Origin of the sequence: Stenotrophomonas sp. SPM (assembly GCF_003105135.1) — a bacterium.
Classification (GTDB): Bacteria; Pseudomonadota; Gammaproteobacteria; order Xanthomonadales; family Xanthomonadaceae; genus Stenotrophomonas.
Genome location: NZ_QETL01000117.1, coordinates 1 through 11,330, shown reverse-complemented (window position 1 = coordinate 11,330; position 11,330 = coordinate 1). Strand labels below are relative to the sequence as shown.

Genomic DNA, 11,330 nt, shown 5'->3' with positions numbered 1-11,330 from the left:
AACCGCGGTCCGGGCGGCCCGCGTCGCAGCGGCCCGCGCGGCGGCTGATCGCTGATACGTCTGAAATGAAAAACCCCGGCTCCGGCCGGGGTTTTTCTTTGACGGGTGGAACGATTCCCTAGTAGATCCACGCCATGCGTGGATGGACCGAGCTCAGCGGCGGCTGATGGTAAAGGCAGTGCCGTCCACGCCCAGGTCCCAGCCCTTGCCGGTGCCGGACAGGGCCAGCGAGACGTCGCCCTTGGTCATCACCTGCGCGTTGCTGGATTTCACCGCGCCCGCGTGCGCGCCCACCGAGGCATAGGTGCCCAGCAGCTCGTTGATGCCCACCGCGCCGGTGAAGCTGCCGCGGCCGTTGGTGATCTTCGACTTGCCCACGGTCAGGCCGCCGCCCTTGAGCTGGATGCGCACCGGCATGGTCGCGCCGTTGCTGCACTGGAGGGTGCCGTTGCCCGAGGCGGTCTTGTAGATCAGCGACCAGCCGGACAGGGTGTAGCGCAGCTGGCAGTCGAGGTTGCCACCGGCGTGTGCCGCCGGGGCCAAGGAGGCTGCGGCCAGCGCCAGCAGCAGGACAAGGGGCTTGTTCATCGGCAGGACTTCCACTTCAGGTCGGACTGGCCGCGAATCTAGCAGCGCGCGCGTGCACCGTGGATGCAGGCGCGCGAGGCGGTGTGGCAAGCGTTCAGCCGCCACACCGGGGCCGGTCTCAGGCCCGTTCGTCCAGGTGGAACGCATCGGCATCGAGCATCGCCGGGAAGCGCGCGCGGTGCGCGGCCAGGGCCTCGGCCGAGATGGTGGTGGTGACCACCTGCTCGCGTTCGCGGATCTCCACCTGCGGCTGGCCGAGGAAGTCGATCACCGCGCTGTCGCCGGCGTAGTGCAGCTGGTTGCCGTCCACGCCGATGCGGTTGACCGCCGCCACGAAGCACAGGTTCTCGATCGCCCGCGCGCGCAGCAGGGTCTTCCACGCGTAGGCACGCGCCGACGGCCAGTTGGCCACGAAGATCTGCAGGTCGAAATCCATCTGCCCTGCCCGCTCCACGTTGTAGCGGTTGCGGCAGAAGACCGGGAAACGCAGGTCGTAGCAGACCTGCGGATTGATCCGCCAGCCCTTCCATTCCACGCTCAGGCGGTCGCGACCAGCGGCGTAGCGCTCGTGCTCGCCGCCGTAACGGAACAGGTGGCGCTTGTCGTAGTACTGCAGCGCGCCGTCCGGCGTGGCGAACAGCAGGCGGTTGTAGACGCCTTCGCTATCACGCAGCTGCACGCTGCCGATCACCGCCGCGTCCAGCGCCTTGGCCTGTTCGCGCGCCCAGGCCACGGTCGGGCCGTCCATGCCTTCGGCCTGGGCGATGGCCTCGTTGGAGAAGCCGCTGGTGAAGGTCTCCGGCAGGATCACCAGGTCGGTGCTGCCCGCCAGCGGCGCCAGCAGCGCGCCGTAGTACTCACGGTTGCCCGCCGGGTCGTGCCAGCGGGTGTCGCCCTGGACGAGGGAAATGCGCAGGTCCTGCATGGTCGTCACGTCCTCAGAGCAGGCGCAGGCGTTCGATCGCCGCGTCCAGAGTCGCTTCGTTCTTGGCAAAGCACAGACGCACCAGGCGCTGGCCGACCGGCGCGGTCTCGTAGAACGGCGACAGCGGGATGGCGGTGACGCCCTTCTCGATGGTCAGCCACCTCACGAATTCGTGGTCGGGCAGGTCGCTGATGGCCGAGTAGTCGACCAGCTGGAAGTAGCCGCCCGGCACCGGCAGCGGCTTCAGGCGGGTGCCGGCCAGCTGCTCGCGGAAGCGATCGCGCTTGGCCTGGTAGAACGCGCCCAGCTCCAGGTGGTGCTCGGGCTCGTCGCGGATCATCGCGGCGAAGCCATACTGCGCCGGACCGAAGCTGGTGAAGGTGTTGTACTGGTGCACCTTGCGGAACTCAGCGGTCAGCAGTGGCGGCGCCACCGCGTAGCCGATCTTCCAGCCGGTGCAGTGGTAGGTCTTGCCGAAGCTGGAGATGACGAAGGTGCGCTCGCGCAGTTCCGGGTAGCGCAGCGCCGATTCGTGGCGGCGGCCGTCGTAGATGATGTGTTCGTACACCTCATCGGAAATCAGGTAGATCTGCGTGCCACGCAGCAGGTCGGCCAACGCCTGCATGTCGGCCTCGTCCAGCATCGCACCCGACGGGTTGTGCGGGGTGTTGACCATCAGCATGCGGGTGCGCGGGGTGATCGCCGCACGCACGCGGTCCCAGTCCACGGCAAAGGTCTGCGGGTCCAGCGGCACGTGCACGGCGACGGCGCCGGCCAGCTCGATGGCCGGTTCATAGCAGTCGTAGGCCGGGTCCAGCACGATTACTTCCTCGCCGGCACGCACCACGGCGTGGATGGCGTTGAAGATCGCCTCGGTGGCACCGCTGGTGACGGTGATCTCGATGTCCGGATCGATGGTGGCGCCGTACAGGTCCAGCGACTTCTGCGCGATGGCCTGGCGCAACGGGGCCACGCCGGTCATCGGCGGGTACTGGTTGAGGCCGGCGGCCATCGCCTTGGTGGTTTCGTCGATCAGGCGCTGCGGCGCGGAGAAATCCGGGAAACCCTGGCCCAGGTTGACCGCGCCGTGTTCGGCGGCGAGCTGGGACATCACGGTGAAGATCGTGGTACCGACCTTGGGCAGCTTGGTGGTGGGTTGCATCGGCCTGGGGGAATGGGGAGACAAGGACTGAAAGTGTACGAAATCCACGCCCTGCCCGTGGACCCGGCCGGTAGCGCCGGGTCATACCCGGCGGCTCTTTGCATATTCCCTGCGGCCGCCGGGCATGGCCCGGCACTACCGGGGCAGGTTTCATCGCTACAATTGCCGCCGCACTCCGGCACGAAGACCCCTGCCCCTTGAACACCCCAGCATTGCTGGCCGCCAGCGGCCTGAGCTTCTCCCGCAATGACGAACCCGTGTTCGGCCCGCTGGACTTCCACGTGGACGCCGGCGAGGCCCTGCTGGTGCAGGGCGGCAACGGTGCCGGCAAGACCACCCTGCTGCGCGTGCTGGCGGGATTGGCCCGCCCTGGCGCGGGCCAGGTGCGCATCGACGGCAAGCAGGCCAGCAACACCGAGCGCGCCCGTTATGTCGCCTACCTCAGCCACCTGCCCGCGCTGAAGCCGGACCTGGACACGCTGGAGAACCTGCACTTCCTCTGCGGCCTGCACGGCCGTCGGGCCAAGCAGATGCCCGGCAGCGCGCTGGCCATCGTCGGCCTGGCCGGCTATGAGGACACCCTGGTGCGACATCTGTCGGCCGGGCAGAAAAGGCGCCTGGCGCTGGCCCGCATCTGGCTGTCGCCGGCACCGCTATGGCTGCTTGACGAACCCTACGCCAACCTCGATCTGGATGGCATCAACCTGGTCAACCGGATGATTTCAGCGCATCTGCGCGGCGGCGGTGCCGCCCTGGTCACCACCCACGGCGCCTATGCTGCACCGCCGGTGCGCACGCGCCTGCTGGAACTGCGCGTGCCCGGGCAACCGGCCGCAACCGTGCCCGGAGGTGCCGCATGATCGCCCCGGGTACCGAACCCGGCCTGTGGCAGACCGCCCGCGCCCTGTTCTCGCGCGATCTGCGCCTGCTCTGGCGCCGCCGTGGCGATGCGCTGCAGCCGGTACTGTTCGCCCTGCTGGTGGTGGTGCTGTTTGCACTGGCGCAGGGCCGCGATCCGCAGCCGCTGGCGGCCACCGCCGGTGCTGTGCTGTGGCTGGCGGTACTGCTGGCCGGGCAGCTGGCGCTGGATTCGCTGTTCCGTTCCGATGCCGAGGATGGATCGCTGGAACAATGGCTGCTGGCCCCGGTGCCGCTGGCCTGGCTGGTGCTGGTGCGCGTACTGCTGCACTGGGCCACCACCGCGCTGCCGCTGATCGTGGTCAGCCCGCTGCTGGCGGAAATGCTGCATCTGCCACATGACCAACTGCCGATGTTGCTGGCATCGTTGCTGCTGGGAACACCGGTGCTGAGCCTGATCGGCGGCGTGATCGCCGCGCTGACCGTCGGCATCCGGCGCTCTGGTATTCTCGTGGCGTTGCTGTCGTTGCCGCTGTACGTACCGGTGCTGGTGTTCGGTGCGGGCAGCCTGGCGGCGGCCAGCCGCGGGCAGGATCCGGTCGGTGCGCTGCTGATGCTGGGCGCAGGACTGGTGGTCGCACTGCTGCTGGCACCGCTGGCGACGGCTGCGGCCATCCGTATTTCCCTGAGTTGAACGGGCAGAGAGCCAATCCACCCCTGCTGGATAGCCGTCACGCATGAATCCGATCGTCCGCTGGTTCCATCAACTCGGTTCGCCGCCCACCTTCGATCGTTTCGCTGCCCGCTGGTCGCGTGTGTTCTACATCGCCGCGCTGCCGGTGCTGCTGGTCGGCCTGTGGCAGGCGCTGCTGGTGGTGCCGCCGGAAGCGCGCCAGCTGGACAGCTTCCGCATCCTCTACATCCACGTGCCCAGCGCCTGGATGAGCCTGTTCGTGTTCGCGCTGATGGCCCTGTACGCCGCCATCGCGCTGATCTGGCGCATCAAGATCTGCGAGATCCTGGCCATGGCCTGCGCGCCGATGGGCGCCGGCTTCACCCTCATCACCCTGCTCACCGGCAGCATCTGGGGCAAGGGTACCTGGGGCACCTGGTGGGACTGGGACCCGCGCATGACCAGCGAACTGGTCCTGCTGTTCCTGTACCTGGGGGTCATCGGCCTGTACCACGCCATCGAAGACCGCCGCAGCGCCGCGCGCGCGGCCGGCCTGCTGGCCATCGTCGGCGTCAGCCTGCTGCCGGTCATCCGCTATTCGGTGGACTGGTGGGGCGGACTGCACCAGCGCCAGTCGATCAGCGTGTTCGGTGACTCGGCGATCAGCAGCGCGATGATCGCGCCGCTGTGGTGGATGGTGATCGGCACCAAGTTCTGGTTCGCCGGCTCGGTACTGGCGAAGGCACGCGCCGACAACCTCGACCGCGAGGCCGGCAAGGCCTGGGTCGGCGCGCGCGTGGAGGAGACCCCGCGATGACCCACCTGCCCTTCGTGATCGGCGCCTATGCGGTGTTCGTGCTGGTACTGCTGGCCGATGCCATCGGTTCGTGGCTGCGCCTGCGCGCCGCGCGCCGCCAAGCGCGGTCGCGCCAGCAGCGGCAGCAGGCACGACAGAGCGCGCAGCAGTCCGCGCCGGCGCTGACGGCGGAGCTGGAACGATGACGCCGGTGCAGCGCCGCCGCATGGCCTGGGTGCTGCTGGCCCTGCTCGCCTCCGGCCTGGCCACCGCACTGGTAGCGATGGCGCTGGAACGCAACATCGCCTACCTCTATACGCCATCGGAAGTACTGCGCGGCGATGTCGATGCGCAGACCCGCTTCCGCCTCGGCGGGATGGTGGTCAAGGGCTCGTTCAACCGCCCGGTCGGCTCGCTCGATGCCCGTTTCGAGGTCACCGATGGCGATGCGCAGCTGGCCGTGCTGACCTCGCGCATCCTGCCGGACATGTTTGCCGAAGGCACCGCCGTGGTGGCCAGCGGGCGCCTGCAGGACGGCGTGTTCGTCGCCGATGAAGTGCTGGCCAAGCACGATGAGAAGTACGTGCCGAAGGAAGTGGCCGACAAGATGGGTGATGCCCATCGCAAGCACGACGTGCCGGTACCGGCCACCGAGGTGCGCTGAGTGTTGCCTGGAGTGCTGCCAGAGCTGGGCCAGATCCTGCTGCTGTGTGCGTTGCTGGCCTCGCTGCTGCAGGCCGGCCTGCCGCTGGTCGGCGCGCAGCGTGGCAACGACGCGTGGATGGCGGTGGCCCGACCGGCCGCGCTGGCCCAGCTGCTGCTGGTGGCCGGCGCGTTCGCGGTGCTGACCGCTGCCTTCGTGCAGCAGGATTTCTCGGTGCGCTACGTGGCCGAGAATTCCAATTCACTGCTGCCGATGATCTACCGCTACTCGGCGGTCTGGGGCGCGCACGAAGGCTCGCTGCTGATGTGGGCGCTGGTGTTGGCGCTGTGGACCGGTGCGGTGGCGCTGTTCTCGCGGCACCTGCCCGCGCCGGTGCAGGCCCGCGTGCTGGCGGTGATGGGCGTGGTCAGCGTCGGCTTCCTCGCCTTCCTGATCTTCACCTCCAACCCGTTCCTGCGCCTGAATCCGGCGCCGCTGGAAGGCCGCGATCTCAATCCGCTGCTGCAGGACCCGGGCCTGATCATCCATCCGCCGATGCTGTATCTGGGCTACGTGGGCTTTGCGGTGCCGTTCGCCTTCGCCGTGGCCGCCCTGCTGGAAGGCCGCGTGGATGCACGCTGGCTGCGCTGGACGCGGCCGTGGACCAACGTGGCCTGGGGCTTCCTGACCCTGGGCATCGCGCTGGGCAGCTGGTGGGCCTATTACGAGCTGGGCTGGGGCGGCTGGTGGTTCTGGGACCCGGTGGAAAATGCCAGCTTCATGCCGTGGCTGGTCGGCGCGGCGCTGATCCATTCGCAGGCCGTTACTGAAAAGCGCGGCACCTTCGGCAGCTGGACCCTGCTGCTGGCTATCGCCGCCTTCGCGCTGTCGCTGCTGGGCACCTTCCTGGTGCGCTCGGGTGTGCTGACCAGCGTGCATTCGTTTGCCGCCGATCCCTCGCGCGGCCTGTTCATCCTGGTGTTCCTGTCGCTGCTGGTCGGTGGCAGCCTGCTGCTGTACGTGCTGCGTGCCAGCGGACTCAGCGTGGATGCGGATGACCCGCGCCGCGGCTTCACCGCGACCTCGCGCGAGACCCTGCTGCTGGCCAACAACCTGCTGCTGGCCACCGCCTGCGCGATGGTGCTGCTGGGCACGCTGTACCCGCTGCTGGCCGACGCGCTGTCGCTGGGCAAGATCTCGGTCGGCCCGCCCTATTTCGGCAGCCTGTTCCTGCTGCTGATGGCGCCGATGGTGCTGCTGCTGCCGTTTGGCCCGCTGGTGAAGTGGCAGCGTGACCAGCCGTCGCGCGCGTTCGCCCTGCTGGCGCCGTGGCTGGGCCTGGCCGTGCTGCTGGGCGGTCTGGCCTGGTGGCAGGCGCCGCAGAACGGGTGGAAGGCCGGCCTCGGCGTGGCGGCGGCCGCCTGGGTTGGCCTCGGCACGGCGCGCTTCGTCTGGCAGCGCCTGCGCGGCAATGGCCGCTTTACCGGCGAAATGCTCGGCATGATCGTCGCCCATGCCGGCGTCGCCGTGTTCCTGGCCGGCGCGCTGCTGGTGGAAGCCTTGAACGTGCAGCGCGAGGTCGCGCTGGCACCGGGCCAACAGGTGGTGGTCGGCCGCCATGAAGTGCGCTTTGAAGGCGTGGACCATCGCGAAGGCCCCAACTTTACTGCCGACCGCGGCCACCTGCGCGTGTTCCGCGACGGCCGCGAGCTGGCCCTGCTGCATCCGGAAAAGCGCCAGTACGCCAGCGGCGGCCAGGTGATGACCGAAGCCGGCATCGATGCACGCCTGAGCGGTGATGTCTACGTGGCATTGGGCGAGCCGCTGGGCAACAATGCATGGGCGGTTCGGGTGCACATCAAGCCCTTCGTGCGCTGGATCTGGCTGGGCGCGCTGCTGATGGCCCTGGGCGGATTCATCACCGCCGCTGATCGTCGTTTCCGTCGTCCGTAGGAGTTTCCATGTCCGAGTCCCCCGCCCCGCGCCCGTCCCGCCCGCTGCCGCCGGTAGCCATCGTGATCGGCGTGCTGTTCTTCTTCGGCCTGCTCGGGCTGATGATCTACGGGGTGATGAAATCGGGCGACCCGCAGCGCGACGTGCTGCCCTCGGCGCTGATCGACAAGCCGGCACCGGCCTTCGCCCTGCCGGTGCTGCACGACCCGAGCATGACCGTGCGCAGCGAAGAACTGCGCGGTGCGCCTTACCTGTTGAACGTGTGGGGCAGCTGGTGCGCGGCTTGCCGCGAGGAACATCCGGTGCTGACCCGCTTCGCCGAGAGCAAGCGCGTGCGCGTGATCGGCTACAACTGGAAGGATGAGCCAACCGACGCGCTGCACTGGCTGGAAACGCTGGGCAACCCGTTCATGGTGGTGCTGAGCGATGTCGAAGGCCGCACCGCCATCGACTGGGGCGTGACTGCTGCGCCGGAGACCTTCCTGGTCGACGGCAGCGGCATCGTGCGCTGGAAGTACAGCGGTGCGATGACCCAGCAGGTGGTCGACGAGAAGCTGATCCCGGCGCTGCAGAAGATCGAGAAGGCCCAGGGCAATGCCGATGCCGGCCTGCACGGTAATCCGTAAGCCGCTGCACTGGCTGCTGCTTGCGCTGCTGATGGCGGCGGCGATGCCCGCGCCTGCCCAGCAGCCGCTGCACGACCCGCGTCCGCTCGCCTTCCGCGACGCGGCTGAAGAGGCCCGATTCCACGACCTGGCCGCGCAGCTGCGCTGCGTGCAGTGCCAGAACCAGTCGCTGGCCGATTCCAACGCACAGATTGCCCAGGACCTGCGCCGCGAGGTGCTGCAGTTGATGCAGCAGGGCCTCGACGATGCGCAGATCAAGCAGTTCCTGGTGGCCCGCTACGGTGAGTTCGTGCTCTACCAGCCGCCGCTGCAGCCCGGTACCTGGCTGCTGTGGGGTGGCCCGCTGCTGCTGCTCGGCGCCGGTGGCGTGGTGGTGCTGGGGATCGTCCGCCGCCGTGGCCGCAACGTGGCGCCGGTACCGGCCGGCAACGCCGACGAAGGAGATGGCTGGTGAGCAACCTTCTGCCTGTGCTGGCCGGCCTGGTCGCCGCGCTGATGGCCGCGCTGGTGCTGTGGCCACTGCGCCGGCAGGGCCGCCGCGGCTTCGTGCCGGGTGTGCTGGCACTGGGCGTGGTCGGCGCCTGCCTGTACCTGCTGGTGGGCGACCCGCGCGCCGCACAGGTGCAGCCGGCACCGTCGGTGGCGACCCTGCGTGATGGGGTGAAGGCACTGCAGCAGGCACTGCAGCGCGACCCGCAACGCGTCGATGGCTGGGCGCTGCTGGGACGCTCGCAGGCCGAGCTCGGCGATGCCACCCTCGCCGCCGACGCCTTCGCCCGCGCCGTTGCCCTCGCCCCGGATGATGCCGGCGTGCTGGTGGAAGCCGCGCAGGCCCGCGCGCAGGCCGATGCGGGCAAACAGTTCGATGACACCGCGATGGACTGGCTGCAGCAGGCCCGTCGCTTGGCACCCGATGCCGAGCGCGCCAGCTGGCTGCTCGGCATCGCCCTGCGCCAACGCGGCCGCAATGCCGAGGCGGCCGATGTCTGGAGCAGCCTGCTGCCGCGCCTGGAGCCCGGTGCCGCGCAGGCACTGCAGGCGCAGGTCGCCATCGCCCGCGAGGCCGCCGGCCAGGCAGTGGACGCACCGGCAGCGGAGGCGCCCGCCCTGCTGCAGGTCCGCGTGCTGCTGCCCGCCTCGTTGAAGCAGGCTGATTGGCCGGCGAGCACCCAGGTGTTCGTGCTCGCACGCGCCGTCGGTGGTCCACCGATGCCGGTGGCCGCACGCAGGCTGCCACTGGACGGTTTCCCGGCCACGGTCGGCCTCGGTGACGGCGACAGCCCGATGCCGACCGCACCGCTGTCCGCGCATGCCGAAGTGGAAGTGCTGGCACGCATTTCGCGCAGCGGCAGCGCCAATCGCAGCGAAGGCGACCTACAGAGCGAGGTGGTGCGGGTGACATTGCCGCATGACGGCGTGGTGGAGCTGCGGTTCCCGTAGATCGCGCGCCGCTGCGCTCGCCGGGCAGCCGAGCATGGGCTCGGCTCTACATTAGATCCACGCCATGCGCGGATACCGGCCCCAATGGAAACCAGCGTGTCGCCTGCTACACAGGCGGCCCCGCTAGAATGCCCGCATGACCGAATTCATCCCGCCCGGCACCCGCTTCCACGCCCTGCCCTCGCCGTTCCCGTTCAAGCGCGGTGGCGCCCTGCACGGTGCGCGCGTGGCCTACGAGACCTGGGGCACGCTGGCCGCCGATGGCCGCAATGCGATCCTGATCGTCACCGGCCTGTCGCCGGATGCACATGCCGCCGCCAATGCCGACAACCCGGCCCCGGGCTGGTGGGAAGCGATGGTCGGCGCCGGCAAGCCGATCGATACCGACCGCTGGTTCGTGGTCTGCGTCAATTCGCTGGGCAGCTGCAAGGGCTCCACTGGCCCTGCCTCGCTGAATCCGGCCACCGGCGAGCTCTATCGCCTCGACTTCCCGGAACTGTCGGTGGAAGACGGCGCACGCGCGGCCATCGAGGTCGTGCATGCCCTGGGCATCGAACAGCTGGCCTGCGTGGTCGGCAATTCGATGGGCGGCATGACCGCGCTGGCGGTGCTGATGCTGCAGCCGGGAATCGCCCGCAGCCATGTCAACATTTCCGGCAGCGCGCAGGCATTGCCGTTCTCCATCGCCATCCGCTCGCTGCAGCGCGAAGCCATCCGCCTCGACCCCAAGTGGGATGGCGGGCGCTACACCGAAACCGACTACCCGGAATCGGGCATGCGCATGGCACGCAAGCTCGGCGTGATCACCTACCGTTCCGCGCTGGAGTGGGATGGCCGCTTCGGACGCGTGCGACTGGATTCGGACCAGACCGACGATGACCCGTTCGGCCTGGAGTTCCAGGTGGAAAGCTACCTCGAAGGCCATGCACGGCGCTTCGTGCGCTTCTTCGATCCAAACTGCTACCTGTACCTGAGCCGTTCGATGGACTGGTTCGACCTGGCCGAGTATGCCGACGGTGACGTGCTGGCCGGTCTGGCGAAGATCCGTGTTGAAAAGGCGCTGGCCATCGGCGCCAACACCGACATCCTGTTCCCGGTACAGCAGCAGCAACAGGTCGCCGACGGCCTGCGTGCCGGCGGTGCCGACGCGCAGTTCATCGGCCTGGACTCACCGCAGGGCCACGACGCGTTCCTCGTCGATTTCGATCGCTTCGGCCCGGCCGTGCGCGGCTTCCTCGACGGGCTCTAAGTGGCCTGGCGGCGCAACCTGGCCCTGGCCGCGTCCGGCGCGCTCCTCGCGCTGACGGTCAGCGGCGTGCTGCCGCTGTGGCTGGGTGGCTGGTGCCTGCTGGCCAGTGCGCTGTCGTTCGGCCTGTACGGGCATGACAAGCGGGCGGCACGGCGCAAGCAATGGCGCATTCCCGAACGCACGCTGCAGCTGCTGGCCTTCGCCGGTGGCTGGCCGGGCGCGCTGCTGGGCCAGGCGCTGTTCCGCCACAAGCACCGCAAGGCGGAATTCCAGTGGGTGTTCTGGTTGTGCGTGCTGGCCAACGTGGCGTCGATCGCGGTGATGCTGCGCGAGTTTTCGCGGTAACCAACCGCCGTGCTCACGACACCTGTAGAGCCGAGCCCATGCTCGGCTCCGTGCACAAAGGCAGCCGAGCAT

At 68.9% G+C, this 11,330-nt stretch carries 14 protein-coding genes; 11 read left to right on the top strand and 3 right to left on the bottom strand.

From position 1 onward, the window contains the following. Positions 1-153: 153 nt before the first annotated feature. The 3 genes from DCO49_RS17555 to DCO49_RS17545 all read right to left on the bottom strand — a co-directional run bounded on the left by DCO49_RS17555 (position 154) and on the right by DCO49_RS17545 (position 2,675). Positions 154-588: a hypothetical protein gene (locus DCO49_RS17555; RefSeq protein WP_116865091.1), complete on the bottom strand. Its 435-nt coding sequence runs from the start codon at positions 586-588 to the stop codon at positions 154-156. Positions 589-706: 118 nt separating this feature from the next. After that, positions 707-1,513, bottom strand: a complete 807-nt coding sequence (locus DCO49_RS17550; RefSeq protein ID WP_116865090.1) for an amidohydrolase — start codon at positions 1,511-1,513, stop codon at positions 707-709. Between the two features lie 13 nt (positions 1,514-1,526). Next, a complete protein-coding gene (locus DCO49_RS17545) occupies positions 1,527-2,675 on the bottom strand; it encodes a pyridoxal phosphate-dependent aminotransferase (protein ID WP_116865089.1) in 1,149 nt (382 codons plus the stop codon). A 197-nt stretch (positions 2,676-2,872) separates the two neighbouring features. On the opposite strand from DCO49_RS17545, the gene ccmA reads away from it, so the two are divergent. The 11 genes from ccmA (at position 2,873) to DCO49_RS17490 (ending at position 11,258) form a co-directional block, all read left to right on the top strand. Then, entirely contained in the window at positions 2,873-3,535 is a 663-nt protein-coding gene (gene ccmA, locus DCO49_RS17540) for a heme ABC exporter ATP-binding protein CcmA (protein ID WP_116865088.1), read from the top strand. Continuing rightward, positions 3,532-4,227, top strand: a complete 696-nt coding sequence (gene ccmB, locus DCO49_RS17535) for a heme exporter protein CcmB (RefSeq protein ID WP_116865087.1) — start codon at positions 3,532-3,534, stop codon at positions 4,225-4,227. Before ccmA ends, ccmB begins: the two co-directional genes overlap by 4 nt. A 43-nt stretch (positions 4,228-4,270) precedes the next feature. Continuing rightward, positions 4,271-5,023, top strand: a complete 753-nt coding sequence (ccmC, locus tag DCO49_RS17530) for a heme ABC transporter permease CcmC (RefSeq protein ID WP_116865086.1) — start codon at positions 4,271-4,273, stop codon at positions 5,021-5,023. Further along, the gene (gene ccmD / locus DCO49_RS17525) at positions 5,020-5,208 is read left to right on the top strand and encodes a heme exporter protein CcmD (protein ID WP_116865085.1); all 189 of its coding nucleotides are present in this window, start codon (positions 5,020-5,022) and stop codon (positions 5,206-5,208) included. Before ccmC ends, ccmD begins: the two co-directional genes overlap by 4 nt. Beyond that, positions 5,205-5,666, top strand: a complete 462-nt coding sequence (gene ccmE / locus DCO49_RS17520; protein WP_108769353.1) for a cytochrome c maturation protein CcmE — start codon at positions 5,205-5,207, stop codon at positions 5,664-5,666. The genes ccmD and ccmE overlap by 4 nt, the downstream gene beginning before the upstream one ends. Positions 5,667-5,678: 12 nt before the next feature. Continuing rightward, positions 5,679-7,598, top strand: coding sequence for a heme lyase CcmF/NrfE family subunit (locus tag DCO49_RS17515; RefSeq protein ID WP_116865084.1), 1,920 nt, complete (start codon positions 5,679-5,681; stop codon positions 7,596-7,598). Positions 7,599-7,606: 8 nt separating this feature from the next. Next, positions 7,607-8,224 (top strand): DsbE family thiol:disulfide interchange protein, encoded by a 618-nt coding sequence (locus DCO49_RS17510; protein ID WP_079222496.1) that lies wholly within the window; start codon positions 7,607-7,609, stop codon positions 8,222-8,224. Between the two features lie 4 nt (positions 8,225-8,228). Further along, positions 8,229-8,678, top strand: a complete 450-nt coding sequence (locus DCO49_RS17505) for a cytochrome c-type biogenesis protein (protein WP_116865092.1) — start codon at positions 8,229-8,231, stop codon at positions 8,676-8,678. Beyond that, on the top strand, positions 8,672-9,664 hold the full coding sequence (locus tag DCO49_RS17500) for a tetratricopeptide repeat protein (RefSeq protein ID WP_116865093.1): 993 nt from the start codon (positions 8,672-8,674) through the stop codon (positions 9,662-9,664). Before DCO49_RS17505 ends, DCO49_RS17500 begins: the two co-directional genes overlap by 7 nt. Positions 9,665-9,800: 136 nt before the next feature. Continuing rightward, positions 9,801-10,913: a homoserine O-acetyltransferase gene (locus DCO49_RS17495; RefSeq protein WP_116865083.1), complete on the top strand. Its 1,113-nt coding sequence runs from the start codon at positions 9,801-9,803 to the stop codon at positions 10,911-10,913. Continuing rightward, on the top strand, positions 10,914-11,258 hold the full coding sequence (locus DCO49_RS17490; RefSeq protein ID WP_116865082.1) for a DUF1294 domain-containing protein: 345 nt from the start codon (positions 10,914-10,916) through the stop codon (positions 11,256-11,258). Positions 11,259-11,330 lie beyond the last annotated feature (72 nt).